This window comes from Flavobacterium facile, from assembly GCF_036321945.1.
Taxonomy (GTDB): domain Bacteria; phylum Bacteroidota; class Bacteroidia; order Flavobacteriales; family Flavobacteriaceae; genus Flavobacterium; species Flavobacterium facile.
The window spans coordinates 1-19426 of the sequence record NZ_JAZAYT010000029.1; the positions used below are offsets into that span (position 1 = coordinate 1).

The window sequence follows — 19426 nt, forward strand, 5'->3', positions numbered from 1 at the left end:
GGAGAATTCAATAACTTAATGCAACAAATGATAATTTTTATCTTTGTTGAATTATGGAAAAAAAGCACAAACGACTTACACTAAATGAACGCATTATTATTGAGACTTTACTCTATGAAAATAAGTCTAAAAGTTATATTGCAAAGCATCTAAATAGAAATCGTTCTACTATTACTCGAGAAATAAATAGTTGGATGCACAAACCAACCGATAAATACAATGCAACTTTAGCAGATTTCTTTGCAAAAGAAGAGTATTTAAACAAAAGAAATCTTGATAAAATAAATACTCATAAAAAACTTAAACTATTTGTTTACAGAGGCTTATTATGTGGTTTTTCGCCAGAACAAATTGCTGGAAGAATTAAAATTGATTATCCTAACAATAGTATTATGACAATCTCTCATGAAGCAATTTATCAGCATATTTATAAACATAGACAGTCAAGATTAGGCAAAAAACTCATACAACTTCTACCCTATCATCATTCCAAAAGAAGATACAATAGAAAAGGTGGAAAAAACAAAATACGAATCAAAGACCAAGTAAATATTAGCCAAAGACCCAACAGTGTTGAGTTACGAAACGAAGTTGGACATTGGGAAGGAGATCTAATGATTGGTGTAGGACAAAAAAGTGCCATCGGAACAATTGTAGAAAGAAAAACAAGATATGTTTTCATTATTAAATTAGAAAATAGAAAATCCGAAACCGTGACACAACAATTTGCAAAACACTTGAAAACACTACCCAAATACACTGTAAAATCAATGACTTACGACAACGGAATGGAAATGGCAAATCACAAATGGCTATCAAATAACACTGGAATGGATATATATTTTGCTAATCCTTATTCTTCCTGGGAACGTGGAACTAACGAAAACACGAACGGTTTAATTAGGCGTTTTTTCCCTAAAGGAACTGATTTTAACACCATAACAAACAAACAACTAAAACATGCTGAATTAACTCTAAACAATAGACCTAGAAAGGTTTTAGGGTACAAAACACCTCAAGAAAAAATGAATCAAGAAATCACTAACTATATAGCATAAATCAAGCCTATTTCGGAAATAACTTTTGGTCAATTAAAAAGACCAAAAAAGTTATTCTGAAATTAGACAAAATGAAAAGAAAATACTAATTTTGATTAGAACAATATTAACTGACCTTGTTGCGTTAAGGTCTTGAATCCGCCACATGTATAAAATTGGAAAATACAATAACGATAGAGGATTTAAATTCTTAAGCTACAAACAAGGAATGAAAGAATACAAAGCACATAACGAGTGTTTAAATAAAATCGTTTCCATCTAATTTTGAAGTTTTTAAAAAACATACTTGTTGGATTCGCCATAAGTTTTATTGGTTCTATTCCTTTGGGATACCTTAATTTATTTGGCTATCAAATTTTCACAACATCCAATTTCAATCAATTAAATTTCTATTTATTAGGTGTTTTGTTAATAGAAGCAATTGTCATTTATTCTACTTTAAAATTATCGGCAAAAGTATCTATGAATCCGAAGTGGAAAAATTACATCTCTATTTTTTCTTTTATCTTCTTACTAGTAATTGCTCTTTTAACATATAATTCTTCTTCAAACGAAAGCAATTCTTTAGAGAAATACAATTCTTATTTAAGTTATTCGGCACTAATTTCAGGCTTAATTTTAAGCAGTATTAATTTCGCACAAATTCCGTTTTGGATGAGTTGGAATTTATATTTAACCAATGAAAACTATATTATTTCTAAAGGGAAATTAGGTTTAGTTTATGTTTTAGGTACAGTAATCGGAACGTATTTCGGAATGTTAGCCATAATATTTTCCATTCAAGCGGCAAAAGATAAAGAGTACATTTCTCCCCAATTTTTCTCTAAATACATTTGGGTCATTTTCTTAGTTTTAGCTATTTTTCAATTGTTTCAGATTGTTAGAAGTAACATCAAATCAAAATAATAGAAACTATTTTATTCCTAATTTATCTTTCATTTTTAAAAATAATAAAGCGATAGAATACGCGTCATCTGCTACTGAATTTCTTTCACTTAAGGATATTTTTAATGCTTTACTCATTTCTTCTAAAGAATACTTTTTTTCGTTGGTTTCCTTAATTTTATTAAACATGGCTTCAATATCAAAAGCTTCATTTCTAATGTTACCTAATTTCATTCTGCTTAAAGCTTTATTAAGCATTTCAATATCGAAATCCACGCGATGACCAATTAAAATAGAATTATTTAAGTAGTTTAACAAGGTTTCAATAGCATTGTTTTCAAATACTTTTTCAATTTTACTTACCGAAATAAATTCGTTATCAATATCTAATTCAGTATGTCTTTTATGAATCACGAAAATTTCAAATGAATCTTTAATAATAATTCGGTTGTCAATTACTGAAGTAGCTGCAACAGACATAATTACATCTTTTTCAGTATCTAAACCTGAAGTTTCCATACTAATAACCACATATTTTGTCGCCGGACTCTTAAAAGAATCGGTATATTTTTTCCAAAATTCTGGATATTCTTTATTAAATAATTTTGATAGCATATGGCTTTATGAAAATCTGGTTAATTTGTATTTATCTTTGATTAAATCGATAACATCATCAATTTCTGCTACGGCTTTTTTCAATTCTTCTTTATCAATTTTCGATAATTTATTAGTATCAATAAAGGCACCGTCATTATCATTTAAAATTCCTTCTTTTGTTCTAAATTCTTGTAATTTGATGTAATTTTCAGCAAAATCAAGGTATTTTTCGGCATTTTTTGGGTCAGTTATCGCCATTTGCTTAAATCGTAAAAAGGTATTATTGACACCTTTTAAATTATGACTTAAAGCAAAAATTCTAGCCGCATCAATATAAAACTGTAATCCTTTTTGTTTTAAATTGAATTGATCTTTGTGAACTCCGGTTTCTTCTACAGCAAATTTCTTAAAAAAGGTAAGTGGTGGAGGAGATTTCAATAATTGATTACCAATATAATCGAAAAATATTTTATTATTGGCTAAACTTTGATGAATAGCTATTTCTAAAGAATCTTTAATTTTAATTTCCCCATAAATGTATTCGAAATCAAAGAAAATACCACTAAAATCTGACATATTTTCACCTGGTGATTTGATACAATTGCTATAAATTGCTGTAAAATCGGATAAAGATTTACACCATTTGATATTACTCGCCAAATGTTCGTAAGGACAAGGTTTATAGCCTAATTCTTCCATGTTTAAAATCACCATTTTAGCCAATTGCACGAAGTAAAACTTTACATCTCGGTGTTTTTCTGCAGCAACATCTTCATATACAATCATATTATCTTGATCGCTTAAAACTAACTGTTCTTTACGCGCCTGACTTCCCAAAGAAAGCCATACAAAACGGGCAGGAGGTGAGCCAATTTTTTCAATACATAATTTGATGCATTGCTGAATAATCGAATGTAAAATTCCGCCAGCCGTATTATTGATATGAAAAATCGGAATATTTTTGGTAAATGAATTCTGAATGACAAATAAATATTTTGAATGCACATATTTTAGTTCTTCAAAATTCTTAGCATTCCTAATTTCATCAATTAAAACGCCAGGATTATTTGATTGTGATTTGATGATATCACGTTCAGAAATCATACCTTTAATACGTGTATTTTCAGTACCATCTTCAGTGACACATAAATAATTCGTTTCGTTTTTTAGCAATAATAACTGCGCTTCAGCAACAGAAATAGATTCTTCAACTATTGTTACATTTTGTTGCATTAAAGTTGTACAATCGGCATCTAAATTTATAACTCCGAAAGCAATTTTCTTTCTAAAATCGGCATCTGTAACTAAACCAGTAATTCTGGCATTATTAGTAACAATAGCGTAGGATTTATTAGTTTCAACCATTTTCTTAGCAACAGTAGAAATACTCGTATGAATAGGAACTAATAGTGGATTTTTATCGTAATCTAACTCTTGAAAATAAGAAAAATCAGTTAATTCAGATTCGGATCCAGCTTCAGAGATAGCTTTTAAATTCTGATAGTTTTCACCAGTAGATTTCGTTTGTTCAGAAAAACTTTCTAAAAAGTAATCCATCACAACAGCATATTTAGCTAATAAAGGTTTGAATAATACAATTGGAATCGCATAAACTACAGCATCTTCATTGGCGATAGAATTTAACGAATAATCATTCTTAGCAAAAAACGGGCGTAAACCAAAAATAGAACCCACATAACATTTAGAAACTAAAGTTTCTTGGGCATCAACAATTTTTGTTAAATGTATAATTCCTGAATTTACGATGTAGAAATTTTTATGTAATTCATCGTTTATTTTGAATAATCGTTTTGATTTTTCTAAATAAATAATTTCACTTTGCGATGCAATATCTAATAAGTCACTGTATGCTACTGTTTTAAAAGGATCGTATTGCTGTAAAAAGTCGACAATATTTTCTGCAAAAGTATTTTTCATAGTTGGAGTAGTAAATACACTTCAAATTTAAAGCAAATATATCAATAGTGAAAGACTTAATTAAAAATATTCTATTTTACATAATGTATATTATAGTTCAAATATATTATTTTAAAATTATCATAAATACTGCGTTAATTGCTAAACATTATTTAGTTTTGTATGAAATATAAATTTACACATAATATGTTAAACTGGTTTAAAAGAATCGCACTACTTGAAGGAATTTCGTATTTAATTTTAATTTTTAATATGTTGGTTTTAAAACCAAACTATTTAGAAACGTATAAAATGATTTTAAAGCCTTTCGGAATGGCTCACGGAATTTTATTTATCTTATACATTATATTAGCATTTTTGCTTAAAGAAGAAAAAAATTGGAATCTTAAAAATTTCGCCATTATATTATTAGCTTCATTAATTCCTTTTGGAACTTTTTGGGTGGATAAAAAATATCTTAGCTAAAATTTCGATATTCAAAAAAAAATAAAAACTATTTGAAAATATGAAAGTTTTCGATCTAGCAGAACCTTTATTAAAAAAACTTGATTTTGGTGCAGATTTTACTTTGTATGTAAATTTGTTTATCAATTTGTTTGTGTTGATGGTCTTGGCTTACGCAATTGATTATTTGGCTAAAAAAGTTTTGATAATTGGTTTAGCTGTTGTGGCAACCTATACAAAATCAACTTTTGACGATTTTTTAGTCGCCAATAAAACAGCAAAATATATTGCGCATTTAGTTCCATTATATTACATCAGTAAAAAAATTCCAATAGTTTTAGACGATTTTGTTTACTGGGAAAATTTGTTTGGAAAAAGTGTGAAAATTTTCATAATCGTTTTATCACTTTTTATTGTTCGAAGTATATTTAATTCTCTTAAAGATTATTTAAAAACGCAAACCAAATACAACGATAAACCCATTGATAGTTACATTCAAGTAATTATGATAGTGTTGTGGATTTATGCATTAGTTTCTATTGTTTTACTACTCTTTGATACAAAAAAGAATGTATTATTAACGGCTTTTGGTTCTATTTCAGCTTTAATTATCTTAGTTTTTAGAGATACGATTTTAGGATTTGTAGCTAGTATTCAAGTGACTGTCAACGATATGGTTCGAATTGGTGATTGGATTACAGTTGATAAATTTGGCGCTGATGGTGAAGTAGAAGAAATTAATCTAGCTACAGTAAAAGTTCGAAATTTTGATAACACGACTTCCACTATTCCAACTTATAGCTTAATTTCGGATAGTTTTAGAAACTGGCGAGGCATGATAAATTCTGACGGTAGACGAATTAAAAGACACATTTTAATAAAAGGCGCAACAGTAAGATTTATTACAAATGACGAATTAGAATCGTTTAAACGTATTCAATTTGTAGCCAGTTATATTGAAAGACGAAAAGCGGATATTGACAAATATAACACGGCTAACAATATAGATAAATCTTTAAATGTAAACGGTAGAAACATTACCAATTTAGGGCTTTTCAGAAAATACATTCAAAAATATATTGAAACACATCCAGGCATAAATAAAGATATGCAATTGATGGTAAGACATTTACAACCCACAGAAAAAGGAATTCCGTTAGAAATTTACTGCTTTAGTAAAGACAAAAAATGGGAAAACTACGAATACATTATGGCCGATATTTTCGATCATATCATTGCTTCAATTCCTTATTTCGATTTAGAATTGTTTGAAGTACAACATGTTAAGTCCGATAAATTAAATTTATTGGATATTATAGATACAGAATAATCAACTCAACTTTATAAAATTGAGTTGATTATATCTAAATGATCAAAAGCTAATTCTGGTAAATCGTTTATAGAAAACCATTTTGTTTCTTTCGCGTCATCTTTAGCTTTTACAATTTGATTTTCTATTAAATCGGTTTGATATGCAATAGAAATCATATGTCCACGTGGATCTCGATTTGGAGTTCCGAAAGCGCCTATTTGAATCATTTCATTCGTTTCAATATTCGTTTCTTCAAACAGTTCTCTCCTAGCCGCTTGTTCTAAATCTTCATTTTCATCCACAAATCCGCCAGGTAAAGCCCAACAATCTTTATAAGGTTCATTCAAACGTTTTATTAATAAAATTTCATTTGTTTTTTTGTTAATAACTAATACATCAACTGTTACAAAAATTTTAGATACATATTTAGACATGATTGTTTTTTTTGTAAATTTAAAATAAAAAATGATAGAACGTAGCCAATTTCTTTTGCCACTTAAAACTGTAAAGTTTGGAGATGAAAATGTAGAATCATTAAGTGAGGAATATTTTCAAAACAATACCTTAAGACCGATTCTTAAATTGCAAAACGATTTATTAATTGAGGTTTTTAAGAATTATGCAGTAAAGCAAAAAAACACTTTTTTTGAGCTTTCTCCAGATAAAAAGGAAAAGTATATTGAAAATGTAATTCAGAAAGATATCAAGTTCAGAAATTCCTTAAAAGGAATGGTTATTGCTTTGTTTAGTGTGGAGGAATATTTAGATTATATCAAGAACTCTTCGAATTTAAATAAAAGAATGATGACCATGTTAATCGAAAGATTAAAAAGTCAGGTTCAAATATTAACTAATGATTAAATGGAAATAGATAGTTTACCAAAAGATAAAAAAATAGTTCTTTTTGACGGAGTTTGTAATTATTGTAATGATAAAATTAATTTCATAATTAAAAACGACAAACATGATGTTTTCAGATTTGTGGCATTACAATGCGAAACGGGACAAAAAATCATTAACTATTTAGGAATTGATTCTTCTATTGATAGTATAATTTTATACGAACCTGGTTATGCTTATTTTATTAAATCGGAAGCAGTTTTTAGAATTATTAAACATTTATCGTCATCAGTAAGATTATTGTTGTTTTTTAATTTTATTCCAACAAGTATTAAAAATATTTTTTACGATATAATTGCGAAAAACAGATACAATTGGTATGGTAAAAAAGAAAGTTGTATGATGCCAACAGAAGAAGTTAAAAGAAAATTTATTTCATAAAAAAATCCCGAATTGCTTCGGGATTTTTATTTATTGTAAATTGAAATTTATTCTACAATTAACTTCTCTACTTTTTTAGCTGTTGCAGATTCTATAGTTACCATATAAATTCCTTTAGCTAAATTTCCTAAAGAAATTTGAGATAAATTATTTGTAATTTCTTTAACCACTCTTCCATTTAAGTCAGTAATTGAAACTTTAGTTAATTCTTCAGTTTCAGATTGAATGTTTAAAATGTCTTTAGCTGGATTTGGATACATTTTTACTCCAGATAAAGTAAATGTTTCTGAAGATAAAACTTGTGATACTGTAAAATTATCAATAATTATAGCATGTGTTCCAGCTGCATTTAAAGGTGATTGGTTTTTAATTCCAAAATAATATGCACCAGTAGTAGGAGCAACAAAATTAAAAGTTTTTGAAGTAAAAGCAGCCGTATTTAAACCTGTTTCAGTAGTAATAATATTAGTTTGTGTTCCTGCAGTTTGATCTGTTCCCCAAGTTAACTGATATGTACCTGTATTTGCACTACCACTAGCGAAATTACTTAAATAATAATTTACAGTAACTGTAGAACCAGCTGATAAATTAACCCCTCTTGAAATTACTAAATTATCAGCAGCAGAAGCAGCAGGTGTAATTGATACAATAGAAGAAACACCTTCTTGTACTAAAGCACCAGCACCATAATTACCAATACCCCAATCAGAACCTAAAGTTCCTGGAACTACTTTCCAACCTATAAAGTCAGTTACTTCTTGTTCAAAACCTGTATTGTATGGTGTATTTGCAGGAATGAATTGAGTTGCAAAACTAGAAGCATAAGAATTAATACTGTTAATTCCTCCACCACAGTCTTTTTTAAGGTAAAAATCATATACAGAACTGTCAGTAAGACTTGTAATTGTGTAAGAACTTCCTGTTACATTTACTGTAGTTCCAGTTCCTGGAGTAAAATTATATGGTCCATATTCAAGAATGAAATTTGTACCAGCGTCAGGAGAAACCCAAGTAATAGGATTTGTTGTTAACGTTCCTACTGTATTGTATGATAAATCTGTAGGTCTTGAACAAGTAGAAGCTTTACCTAATTTAGTAACTGGTCTAAAATTTGTAGCTGTTAAAGTTGTAGGTACAACAGTTTGAGATTGAGCACCTTTTAATCCATTTGTTAAAGAATTACTACATTTTACAGTAGGTGCAACAGTTGCAATTGGTCCTGCAGCATTTTGATAATCAAAAGCAACATATACGGCTCCACCAGTATAGGTAAAAGCTGATCCACCAGCAAATGGAATAAATAATGACCCAGTTGATGTACCTATATTTAAAGCAGAATTACTTACTGTTGTCATTCCAGCTGTTGACCAAGTTGTGCTTTTTAAATTAGTAGCATCTGCTGTATTTTGTAAATAAACTATTAAATTTCCTGTAGTCGCAATATCTTGTGCTGTAGTATAAGAAAAGGCAATTGAATTGATTACATCAGTATTTACTAAACCTGATGCACTCATTTCAGCAGCAGTTATTAAATATACCGAACGAGCATATCTTCTTGTTCCTTGAGGTGCTCTTGCATTTACAGAAGTACCATTTCCAGAAACACAATCATAATAATTAATTTGCGAATAAGAATCTACTGCAAAAAAGAAAACAAATAAAAATACTATTTGTTTTAAAATGTAATTTTTTTTCATAATTATATAAGTTAATTAATAATTATCAAATATAAATAAAATTACTTTAATTTCCTTCTATTTCTTTCTGAGATAATTAGCGTTAACTCTCTTCCCGTTTGTCCGGCAACTGAAGTGTTTTCTTGAGCGCGTCTTATTAAGTAAGGCATCACATCTCTAACGGGTCCAAAAGGCAAATATTTTGCTACATTATATTCATTTGCAGCTAAATTATAACTGATGTTATCACTCATTCCGTACAATTGTCCGAACCAAATTCGTGAATCATTTTTAGCAATTCCTTTTTGTTGCATTAAGTCCATTAATAAATAAGAACTTTCTTCATTATGTGTTCCAGCAAAAACTGCCATTTCATTAATATTGTCTAACATATATGATAATCCAGCATTGAAATTAGCATCAGTAGCTTCTTTGCTTTCGCAAATAGGATTTTTGTAACCTTTCTCTTCAGCACGTTTCGCTTCTTTTTCCATGTAAGCACCACGAACTAATTTCATTCCAATATGATACCCCTTTTCCTTAGCTCTACTATGTAAATTTTTTAAATATGTAACTCTATCCCAACGGTACAGTTGTAAAGTATTGAAAATCAATGCTTTTTTTGTATTGAATTTCTCCATCATTTTCTCTACCAAATCATCAGCAGCATCTTGCATCCAAGTTTCTTCACCATCAATTAAAATCTGAACATCATTATCATAAGCATATTGACAAATTTTTTCAAAACGTGCCACTACTCTATTCCATTCATTTTGTTCACTAGAAGATAAAGGTAATTTCGCACCAACTTTTTCATATAAATCAATTTTACCTAAACCAGTTGGTTTAAATACGGCAAATGGAATGGCTTTGTTTTCTTTAGCAAAATCAATCGTTTTCAAAGTCATTTTTAAACATGCGTCAAACTGCTCTTCTTCTTCTTTACCTTCAACAGAATAATCTAAAACAGAAGAAACACCTTTGGTATACATATTAGCTACCACTTTTAAACAATCTTGCTCGCTTACGCCTCCACAAAAATGATCAAAGACGGTTTTTCTAATTATACCTTCTACTGGTAAATGAAATTTTAAAGCAAAATTTGTTAATGAAGTTCCAATTTTTACTAATGATGGCTTACCAATCATTTGAAATAAAAAGTGTGCTCTGTTTAATTCAGAGTTAGATTTTAGCGAAAATGCGTTTTCTGTATTGTTGAATATTTTTTCCATTATACTTTATGAAATGAGTATTAATCTAAATTTATTTTAAATACTATTATTGTTTATGAATTACATGTGTCAGATAAAAAATCAATTGAAAAGTCACATGAAAATTTAGGAATGCAAATATACTTATTGAAGTAATGATTTCTCCTTTTTTTTAATTTATTTTGCAAAGAATTTATAAAAAAATCCATGGATCCTATTCAAGCCAATAATTATTCTATTTATTTTAATGATGATAGTTTTGTTTATTTAGAAAACCTTCTAAAAGCGGAAACCTATTCCAAGATATTCGTTTTAGTTGATGAAAATACGAACGAAAATTGTTTGCCTTATTTTTTGTCAAATTTACCAACCGAAATTGATATTGAAATCATTGAAATTGAAGTCGGTGAAGAAAATAAAAACATCTATACTTGCCTTGATTTATGGCATACTTTGATTGAATTAGGCGGAGACAGAAAAAGTATCATGCTAAATTTAGGTGGCGGTGTTGTTACAGATTTAGGTGGTTTCGTAGCGTGTACCTTTAAAAGAGGAATCGATTTTGTAAATATCCCAACTACTTTATTGTCAATGGTTGATGCTTCAATTGGTGGTAAAAACGGTGTCGATTTAGGAAACTTAAAAAACCAAATTGGTGTGATTAAAGAACCAAAATTTGTTGTTGTAATTACTAAGTTTTTAGAAACTTTACCTTCCAACGAAATGCGTTCTGGTTTAGCTGAAATGTTAAAACATGGATTAATTTACGATAAAAAATATTGGGATAAATTAAAAAACTTAAATGATTTAAATACTGATGATTTAGATGTTTTAATTAAAGAATCAATTGAAATAAAAAATAATATTGTTTCTGAAGATTTAACCGAAAATGGGATTCGAAAATCATTAAATTTCGGACATACTTTAGGTCATGCTATTGAAAGTTATTTCTTGGAATCTGAAGATAAAAAAGCATTACTTCATGGTGAAGCTATTGCGGTTGGAATGATTTTAGAAAGTTTTTTATCCTTAAAATTGAATCTGATTTCAAATGAAGAATATGCCGAAATTAAATACATAATTACCGATATTTTTGAAAAGGTTGATTTTAATGATGTTGACATTCAAAAAATTATAGATTTATTAATTTTCGACAAGAAAAATGAGTTTGGAAAAGTACAATTTGCTTTACTAAATAAAATTGGCGAAATTAAAATTGATCAAACTGTAGATAACTCGTTGATTTTATTAGCATTTGAAGATTATTTACAGAATTAATTTTTTTTTAAATTACATCTATTTTTAGCAATATTATTTTTACTTTTGCAAATTATTTTTGTACTGATTTTTCAATTAAACTTTTATTTATTCAATGAATACAAAATATTCCGACCTTATAAATCAAACTTTCTATTTTCCACAGGAAGAATTTACTTTAAATAAAGATCATTTACAGTTTCACGGTATCGATTTAATGAAATTAGTGGAACAATACGGTACGCCTTTAAAGTTTACTTACTTACCAAAAATTTCTGAAAACATCAATAAAGCCAAAATGTGGTTCAGAAATGCAATGGAAAAACATGGTTATGAGGCCAAATATTTTTATTGCTATTGCACAAAAAGCTCGCATTTTGAATTCATTTTAAATGAAGCTTTAAAAAACAATATTCACATTGAGACTTCTTCTGCTTTCGACATTAATATTGTTGAAAACTTAATGGAACAAGGTAAAATCAATAAAAATTCATTTATTGTTTGTAACGGGTTCAAACGTGATCAATATGTTACAAATATCGCTCGTTTAATTAACAACGGACATAAAAACACCATTCCAGTAATTGATAATTATGAAGAATTAGATTTACTACAAGAACAAATTGATGGTAAATTTAAAATCGGAATTAGAATTGCTGCGGAAGAAGAACCTAAATTTGAGTTTTATACGTCTCGTTTAGGTATTGGATATAAAGATATTGTACCATTTTACAGAAAACAAATTGCTGATAATAAGAAAGTTGAACTTAAAATGCTTCACTTTTTCATTAATGCTGGTATTCGTGATACAGCTTATTATTGGAACGAATTAGTAAAATGTTTAAAAGTATATATCGCTTTAAAAAAGGAATGTCCTTCTTTAGATAGTTTAAATATTGGTGGTGGATTCCCTATAAAAAACTCTTTAGCTTTTGAATACGATTATCAATATATGGTAGATGAAATTCTAAATCAAATCAAAATTGCTTGTGACGAAGCGGAAGTTGATGTGCCACATATTTTTACAGAATTTGGTTCATTTACAGTTGGTGAAGCTGGTGGTGCTTTATACCAAGTTTTATATCAAAAGAAACAAAATGATAGAGAAAATTGGAACATGATTGACTCATCATTTATTACAACTTTACCAGATACTTGGGCAATTAACAAACGTTTTGTGATGTTAGCGGTGAATCGTTGGAATGATGTTTATGAAAGAGTACTTTTAGGTGGATTAACCTGCGATGGTGACGATTATTACAATTCGGAACAACACATGAATGCGGTTTATTTACCAAAATATAATAAAGAAAAGCCATTATATATAGGGTTTTTCAACACGGGTGCTTATCAAGAAACAATTGGAGGATATGGTGGATTAAGTCACTGTATTTTACCACAACCAAAACACATTTTAATTGATAAAGATAAAAACGGAATTTTTGCAACAGAAGTGTTTTCTGAGCAACAAAATGCCGAACAAGTTTTAGACATTTTAGGATATAATAAAAAAAAGAACGAAAATATATAATACAATGAGTAAAGGACCAATAAGTCAGTTTGTAGAGAAACATTATTTACATTTTAACGCTGCGGCTTTAGTTGATGCAGCTAAAGGATATGAAGAACATTTATTAGACAATGGTAAAATGATGGTAACTTTAGCAGGTGCGATGAGTACTGCTGAGTTAGGAAAATCATTAGCTGAAATGATTCGTCAAGATAAAATTCATATTATTTCTTGTACTGGTGCGAATTTAGAAGAAGATATTATGAACTTAGTTGCTCATAATTCATACAAAAGAATTCCAAATTATAGAGATTTAACTCCAGCTGAAGAAAGAGATTTATTAGACAATCACTTTAATAGAGTTACAGATACTTGTATCCCAGAAGAAGAAGCTTTCCGTCGTTTACAACAACATTTATTCGATATTTGGAATAAAGCAGACAAATCTGGAGAAAGATATTTTCCACATGAATTCATGTACCAAATGATTAATTCTGGAGTTTTAGAACAATACTACGAAATTGATCCAAAAGATTCTTGGATGGTTGCGGCAGCTGAAAAAAACTTACCAATTGTTGTTCCAGGTTGGGAAGATAGTACAATGGGTAACATTTTCGCATCATACTGTATTAAAGGAGAACTTCAACCGTCAACAACAAAAAGCGGAATTGAATACATGATGTGGTTGTCAAAATGGTATCCTGAAAACTGTGCTGGTAAAGGAATTGGTTTCTTCCAAGTTGGTGGTGGTATCGCTGGAGATTTTCCAATTTGCGTAGTACCAATGTTATACCAAGATATGGAAATGCATGATGTGCCATTTTGGAGTTATTTCTGTCAAATTTCAGATTCAACTACAAGTTATGGTTCGTATTCTGGAGCAGTTCCAAATGAAAAAATTACTTGGGGAAAATTAGATATTGACACACCAAAATTTATTGTAGAATCTGATGCTACAATTGTGACACCACTAATATTTGCTTACATCTTAGGTTGGTAATAAGAAAAAAAAAAGTTTAAAAAAAATTTAAATTTTAATATTTCAATACTAAATTTGACACTTAAATTGATTAAGGCACGCAACAAATGAAAAGAGTAATTGTAGAGTACGCAAAGTTAACAAACGAGATTTTAAACTTACTAGTTGAAAAGTTTCCTGACGGATATGATGATTCGGATATTATTCGTTTCAAAAATGCTAAAAATGAGACTATTGAGGCAGTTGAAGTAAAAACGGAGGACACTATTTATTTGGTAAAAGTAAGTATGAAGTTGGCGGATAGAATTGAAAACTTCGATGAAGATGATGATTTATTCGCACCAGAGGAAAGTTTAGATGCTTTAAAAGAGTTAGAAATTGACGATGATGGAGATGATGAAGACGAAAAAGAAGAAAAAATCGAGTTAGATGACGAAGAAGATGCTGATGGAAATAAAATCAGTGACGATTCAGATGATGATGACGAAGACGACGAAGATTAAAATATAAAAAAATCCCGATTTAAACAATCGGGATTTTTTTATTTCAAATATCTCACTTTTATAATGTTGATGTGGTGAATTTCATGACCAGAGATTATAAAGCCAATTGCTCTAACGGAAGCCGGGGCATTATTAGCCTGACCAATATTTAACAGCATTTTTTCTGAAAAACTTTTAAATAAATGAATCGTTGCTAATTTTACAATTTTATATTCTTCAATTAAATCTTCTATGGTTCTGCTATTTGCATTGGCAACTTCTGCATAATCATTTTCTTCGTAGCCTGGAAGATTAATAGTATCGAAACGAGCGAATCTTAAGGCTCTGTAAGCGAATATTCTTTCTGTATCAATAATGTGTTGCAAAATATCTTTTGGTGTCCACTTCCCTACTTCATATTGATATTCTAATTTATCAGCTGGTATTGATTTAAAAAAATCACACGTAGCTTCTAATTGATGCTCTAAATTCAGAATTAAATTATCAGTAGCATTCAATGAAATGTAATAGCCGTAATATTCTGAGTATTCGTTGTGGTTTAAATGTATCATAGTTATATAAAATAAAAAAGGCTTTCAAAAATGAAAGCCTAAATATATTACAATTCTTTAAAGATTGTATGCATTAATCGTTTTTTGTCGTTAATGCTTTCTTCTAATGAAATCATTGTTTCTGTTCTGTAAACTCCGTCAATGTCGTCAATTTGGAAGATAATGTCCTTTGCGTTTGCTGTATCTTTCGCTCTAATTTTACAGAAAATATTAAATTTTCCAGTCGTTACTGAAGCAACAGTTACATATGGTATTTCGTTAATTCTTTCTAATACAAATTTTGTTTGAGAAGTACTTTGTAAAAAGATACCTACGTATGCAATAAAAGAATATCCTAATTTTTCATAATCTAAGGTTAAAGAAGAACCTTGAATGATTCCTGCATCTTCCATTTTTTTAACTCTAACATGCACAGTACCAGCAGATATTAATAGTTTTTTGGCAATATCCGTGAACGGGATTCTAGTATTGTCAATTAACATATCTAAAATTTGGTGATCTACTTCATCTAATCTAAACTTACTCATAATCAATTTTTTTACTCTTTTTTATATTCTAATTTTTATAGTGTCGCCAATTTTAGGAAAGTTTCTATTTTCAAATTCAAATAAATCATTTTTAGAATCAATAGTTTGATGTGCATAAAAATCATCTAAATTCTCTACTTGAATAATCTCTGGAATAAACTCAATTTCGTCATTCTTCAAAACTTCCTTATATTGGACTGCAAATTTAATGATTTTTTCTACATTATTATCAATAATTTTGACATTTTTGAAAATAAAATCATAAAAACATTTATTATTTTGATAAATACGCAAATAATTGTTAAAATCTAATTCAACCATATCGTTTTCATCGATAGTAGAAATTGCAGATTTTAATGCGATAAAAACATATTTTCTTACAATATCTCTTTGATAATCATTGTGATAATGTCCGGCTTCAAATAAAATGGTAGGATAACCTTTATTGGTAAAATAGTCACCAGTGCAGTTTATATTGAAAGAATCATCAAATCTTCCGACTTGATTTGGAATGAATTTTTGAAGTTCATTATCTATTCCAACAATAACTTCGGCAGCTTTCATTCTAACAACGTTAAATTCCCTTTCATTATTGTACGAAGCAGTTAAAAAAGACATAGTAGCTGGTTTTTTCGACTCTAACAAACCAAAAATCGTACGCTGATCATGTAAATTGAAACAATAATCTGGGTTGAAATCTACTAAAACATTTCGTAATACTTTACTTTCCGGCTGTGAACAATCTAAAGCATCTCGATTTAAGTCGACTTTATTCGCATTTTCACGAGTATAAAAAATCGCACCATCAGGATTTAAAATTGGTAGTATATATAAGGTGTAGTTTTTTGTTATGTTTTCAAACTCCTTTTTATCTAAATTCAAATAGTTTAAATAATCAATCAAGCCTTTTGTTGTTGTCGATTCGTTTCCATGCATTTGTGACCAAACCAAAATTTTAGTTTTTCCTTCACCAAATTGAATGGCTTTTATAGGATTTTTTTCTACAGAAAATCCAACAGTAGAAATTTTAAAACCAGAATGTAAAGTCTCTAAAAAAGGATTAATATGATTCATAGTAACATATCTACCTAATATATCACTATATAAAAATTCAGTTGCTAATTGTAAATTATCTTTCATGTTACAAATGTAAATATTTTAAATTTTACATTTGTAAACTTACAAAAACAACCAAGTGTAAACAAATGTAAACACAAACTATTCGATGTAATTGACAAATGTAAATAGGTTTAATAAAATTAGATTAAAATTCTAATTATTAATTAGTTACACTGCTTAGTTTAAGTTTTTACTTTATATAAAATATATGATTTTAAGTGAATTTACAATTGTAATTTACGTTTATGTACTTTTATTTATTACATTTGTAAACATAATTTACAATTTAAATTACTATGATAAATACTGACGATTTTGTAAAACGATTAGAAACCATTTTTGATTATTATGGACTAACTGCTTCTTCATTTGCGGATAAAATTAACGTTCAGCGTTCGAGTATTTCTCACCTACTGTCTGGGAGAAACAAACCTAGTTTAGATTTTATTCTAAAAGTTATAGAGAACTTTCCAGATGTAGAATTATTATGGTTATTAAACGGAAAAGGTAATTTTCCTAAAGGTGAAAATTTTATTCAAGAAAAAACAAACGTTACTCCTATTCAAAAAATAGAAAATGAACAAGAATTAAATTCACCAGATTTATTCTCTACTACTATTCCTTTAACTGAAAATGAAAAAAATCCTGTATTTGAAAATAGTTCTAAAAATTTTTCAAATACGGAAGTTTTCAATACTCCGATAAATACTTTAATTAGCAATTCTGATATTGAGCAAATTGTAGTTTTTTATAGAGACGGAACTTTTAAAACATATCTACAAAAAAATCCCAACCTGAAATAAATCATGCTGGGATTTACAAAAAAAACTAAAACTATTATTTTCTAATTAAATATACAGATGAAACTCCGGCTTCAGTTCTGCTATTCAATGGAGTTGCGTCACCATTATTTGTTGGTAAAGCAAATGTTAATACTTTTCCACCTGCGTTTAATCGTTCTGCAATAAATATGTTATTGGTAACATTGTCGTAGGCTACATCAACTGGATTTCCTAAACTTGAATTTGGTCCGTAAACTCTAACTTGATTTGCCATTGTGATTGTTCCCATATTTGGTGTGGCAGCTATTTTTGATGAAAAATCATTAATAACAATAATTCCACCATCGCTATCAGAAGCGGCACTTCCAACATCGGTTAAAATCATTCTGTTATCTGCTGCTGAAAAAGTAATTCCGTGAGTTCTAATTAAACCTTCAATAGTCACTCTTTTTGTTGGTAAAATGTTTCCATTTGCGTTTGAAAAGAAATTATCAAAAACAACTAAATCACTTGATAAATCGGCAACAGCATATAATGTTGTTCCTTCAATATGAATTCCCCAAGTTTTGAAGTTTACCGTATATGAATTTAATAATGTAAAACCAGCATTTGTTTTTTGATAAACAAATAATTTATTTGTATTTCCATTTGCCGTGTTTTGATCTTGTGTAACAATAACTTTATCTCCAGAAACCGCAATTTCTCTTGGGTTATTAAAATCAGTATTTCCTGTTGAAGCTTGTAATAATAAAGCATCTGTGTTGTTTGATACTGAACTATTTAAACCTTTATACAATTGTAAGGTATTGTTAGTTCTTGAGGCTAACATAAATTCGTCAGTTTCACTGTTAAAATAAGCGCCATCTGCGTCTAAACCATTTACTGTCAATGATTTTGTTGTTGTTGGAGTTTTTATTAAATCTACATAAGATACTTTTCCTGTAGTGTTGCTTGTTGTTACTAATTTTAATTCAGAAGTTGCCATAGGTTCCATTGGTGTTCCTTCATCATTTGAACAAGAAGTCAATAGAAATGCTAAAGCGGAAATTGATAAAATAATACGTTTCATAATTTATAGTTTTTAAGTTATAAATGTATCTACGTAAAACTTTATAATTTGGTTTTAGAAAAGTTTATATTTTTTAAATTACTAGTTGAAATCTTAGTAAAATAAAGGGTTTACAAGATTAAAAAAATGATTTTATTTATGAAAAACTGTTTTCAGCAACCTTACCTTTTACGTTTTTAAATAAGCTTTCTAAATATTTAGAATCTTTTTCAAAATCATTTGTAACGGTAAATGGTTCAAAAACAATAACTTGTTTGTTCGCATAATCAAAACCAATAGGAATAATTGGAAGATTGGCTTTTTGAGCGATATAATAGTAACCCGATTTCCATTGTGTCACTTTTTTTCTGGTTCCTTCTGGAGATAAGGAAAGTCGTAATACGTCTTTAGTTTCGAATATTCTTGCAATTGCATCAACTTTGTTTTCTGTTTTACTTCTATCTAAAGGAATTCCGCCCATCCATTTTAAATAACCGCCTAAAGGAAATTTAAATAATTCTTTCTTAGCTAAAAAATTAATTTCAACAGGATAAGTTCCTCTAAAGAAAACACCAATGAAAAAATCGAACCAACTTGTGTGTGGAACGACAATCATAATGCATTTTTTTATATTGGTATCGAAAGTGCCTTTTATCTTCCAACCCATTAAAGTAAAAAATATAAATCTGTAGATAATTTGTTTCATTCTTATAAATTTGCATGACAAAAATATAGTATATTTACTTAA

21 protein-coding genes are annotated in these 19426 nt (G+C 28.8%); 11 read left to right on the plus strand and 10 right to left on the minus strand.

Annotated elements, in window-relative coordinates; translation table 11 throughout:
- The first annotated feature begins 53 nt into the window (after nt 1-53).
- Together UEQ13_RS03850 and UEQ13_RS03855 are read left to right on the plus strand one after the other, a co-directional pair.
- Nucleotides 54-1058, plus strand: coding sequence for an IS30 family transposase (locus UEQ13_RS03850; protein ID WP_329804339.1), 1005 nt, complete (start codon nt 54-56; stop codon nt 1056-1058).
- A gap of 264 nt (nt 1059-1322) precedes the next feature.
- Nucleotides 1323-1964 (plus strand): hypothetical protein, encoded by a 642-nt coding sequence (locus UEQ13_RS03855; protein ID WP_329805062.1) that lies wholly within the window; start codon nt 1323-1325, stop codon nt 1962-1964.
- Nucleotides 1965-1970: 6 nt separating this feature from the next.
- On the opposite strand, the gene UEQ13_RS03860 is transcribed toward UEQ13_RS03855, so the two are convergent.
- Nucleotides 1971-2558 (minus strand): 3'-5' exonuclease, encoded by a 588-nt coding sequence (locus UEQ13_RS03860; RefSeq protein ID WP_329805063.1) that lies wholly within the window; start codon nt 2556-2558, stop codon nt 1971-1973.
- A 6-nt stretch (nt 2559-2564) separates the two neighbouring features.
- Nucleotides 2565-4478: a DUF294 nucleotidyltransferase-like domain-containing protein gene (locus UEQ13_RS03865; RefSeq protein ID WP_329805064.1), complete on the minus strand. Its 1914-nt coding sequence runs from the start codon at nt 4476-4478 to the stop codon at nt 2565-2567.
- Nucleotides 4479-4664: 186 nt separating this feature from the next.
- Between UEQ13_RS03865 and UEQ13_RS03870 the strand changes: the two genes are divergently transcribed.
- Together UEQ13_RS03870 and UEQ13_RS03875 are read left to right on the plus strand one after the other, a co-directional pair.
- Nucleotides 4665-4943, plus strand: coding sequence for a DUF3817 domain-containing protein (locus UEQ13_RS03870; RefSeq protein ID WP_329805301.1), 279 nt, complete (start codon nt 4665-4667; stop codon nt 4941-4943).
- Nucleotides 4944-4983: 40 nt separating this feature from the next.
- Nucleotides 4984-6252 carry a mechanosensitive ion channel family protein gene (locus UEQ13_RS03875; RefSeq protein ID WP_329805065.1) on the plus strand — a complete coding sequence of 423 codons (1269 nt, stop codon included), beginning with the start codon at nt 4984-4986 and terminating at the stop codon, nt 6250-6252.
- 11 nt (nt 6253-6263) lie between these two features.
- On the opposite strand, the gene UEQ13_RS03880 is transcribed toward UEQ13_RS03875, so the two are convergent.
- Nucleotides 6264-6668 carry an NUDIX hydrolase gene (locus UEQ13_RS03880; protein WP_329805066.1) on the minus strand — a complete coding sequence of 135 codons (405 nt, stop codon included), beginning with the start codon at nt 6666-6668 and terminating at the stop codon, nt 6264-6266.
- A gap of 31 nt (nt 6669-6699) precedes the next feature.
- On the opposite strand from UEQ13_RS03880, the gene UEQ13_RS03885 reads away from it, so the two are divergent.
- Both UEQ13_RS03885 and UEQ13_RS03890 read left to right on the plus strand, forming a co-directional pair.
- Nucleotides 6700-7095 carry a glyoxalase gene (locus tag UEQ13_RS03885; RefSeq protein WP_329805067.1) on the plus strand — a complete coding sequence of 132 codons (396 nt, stop codon included), beginning with the start codon at nt 6700-6702 and terminating at the stop codon, nt 7093-7095.
- A gap of 6 nt (nt 7096-7101) precedes the next feature.
- The gene (locus UEQ13_RS03890; RefSeq protein ID WP_329805302.1) at nt 7102-7515 is read left to right on the plus strand and encodes a thiol-disulfide oxidoreductase DCC family protein; all 414 of its coding nucleotides are present in this window, start codon (nt 7102-7104) and stop codon (nt 7513-7515) included.
- A 47-nt stretch (nt 7516-7562) separates the two neighbouring features.
- Here UEQ13_RS03890 and UEQ13_RS03895 read toward each other — a convergent pair whose 3' ends face one another.
- The gene (locus tag UEQ13_RS03895; protein ID WP_329805068.1) at nt 7563-9212 is read right to left on the minus strand and encodes a T9SS type A sorting domain-containing protein; all 1650 of its coding nucleotides are present in this window, start codon (nt 9210-9212) and stop codon (nt 7563-7565) included.
- Nucleotides 9213-9253: 41 nt separating this feature from the next.
- Nucleotides 9254-10423, minus strand: a complete 1170-nt coding sequence (locus tag UEQ13_RS03900) for a proline dehydrogenase family protein (protein ID WP_329805069.1) — start codon at nt 10421-10423, stop codon at nt 9254-9256.
- A gap of 186 nt (nt 10424-10609) precedes the next feature.
- On the opposite strand from UEQ13_RS03900, the gene aroB reads away from it, so the two are divergent.
- From aroB to UEQ13_RS03920, 4 genes are all read left to right on the plus strand, one after another.
- Entirely contained in the window at nt 10610-11680 is a 1071-nt protein-coding gene (aroB, locus tag UEQ13_RS03905) for a 3-dehydroquinate synthase (protein WP_329805070.1), read from the plus strand.
- A 94-nt stretch (nt 11681-11774) separates the two neighbouring features.
- A complete protein-coding gene (locus UEQ13_RS03910; protein ID WP_329805071.1) occupies nt 11775-13190 on the plus strand; it encodes a type III PLP-dependent enzyme domain-containing protein in 1416 nt (471 codons plus the stop codon).
- Nucleotides 13191-13194: 4 nt separating this feature from the next.
- Nucleotides 13195-14169: a deoxyhypusine synthase family protein gene (locus UEQ13_RS03915; protein ID WP_166125256.1), complete on the plus strand. Its 975-nt coding sequence runs from the start codon at nt 13195-13197 to the stop codon at nt 14167-14169.
- Between the two features lie 86 nt (nt 14170-14255).
- Nucleotides 14256-14651 (plus strand): DNA primase, encoded by a 396-nt coding sequence (locus UEQ13_RS03920; RefSeq protein ID WP_166125255.1) that lies wholly within the window; start codon nt 14256-14258, stop codon nt 14649-14651.
- Between the two features lie 38 nt (nt 14652-14689).
- Here the strand turns inward: UEQ13_RS03920 and UEQ13_RS03925 are convergent, their stop codons facing one another.
- The 3 genes from UEQ13_RS03925 to UEQ13_RS03935 are packed head-to-tail and all read right to left on the minus strand — an operon-like array spanning nt 14690 to nt 16869.
- Nucleotides 14690-15202, minus strand: a complete 513-nt coding sequence (locus UEQ13_RS03925; protein WP_329805072.1) for a DinB family protein — start codon at nt 15200-15202, stop codon at nt 14690-14692.
- A 47-nt stretch (nt 15203-15249) separates the two neighbouring features.
- Complete coding sequence (locus UEQ13_RS03930; RefSeq protein ID WP_091313834.1) at nt 15250-15729, minus strand: Lrp/AsnC family transcriptional regulator; 480 nt, start codon at nt 15727-15729, stop codon at nt 15250-15252.
- A gap of 21 nt (nt 15730-15750) precedes the next feature.
- Complete coding sequence (locus UEQ13_RS03935; protein ID WP_329805073.1) at nt 15751-16869, minus strand: M14 family metallopeptidase; 1119 nt, start codon at nt 16867-16869, stop codon at nt 15751-15753.
- A 275-nt stretch (nt 16870-17144) separates the two neighbouring features.
- On the opposite strand from UEQ13_RS03935, the gene UEQ13_RS03940 reads away from it, so the two are divergent.
- Nucleotides 17145-17651 carry a helix-turn-helix domain-containing protein gene (locus UEQ13_RS03940; protein WP_329805074.1) on the plus strand — a complete coding sequence of 169 codons (507 nt, stop codon included), beginning with the start codon at nt 17145-17147 and terminating at the stop codon, nt 17649-17651.
- A gap of 34 nt (nt 17652-17685) precedes the next feature.
- Here the strand turns inward: UEQ13_RS03940 and UEQ13_RS03945 are convergent, their stop codons facing one another.
- The gene (locus UEQ13_RS03945) at nt 17686-18699 is read right to left on the minus strand and encodes a hypothetical protein (RefSeq protein ID WP_329805075.1); all 1014 of its coding nucleotides are present in this window, start codon (nt 18697-18699) and stop codon (nt 17686-17688) included.
- A 136-nt stretch (nt 18700-18835) separates the two neighbouring features.
- Nucleotides 18836-19384, minus strand: coding sequence for a 1-acyl-sn-glycerol-3-phosphate acyltransferase (locus UEQ13_RS03950; protein WP_329805076.1), 549 nt, complete (start codon nt 19382-19384; stop codon nt 18836-18838).
- Between the last annotated feature and the right edge of the window lie 42 nt (nt 19385-19426).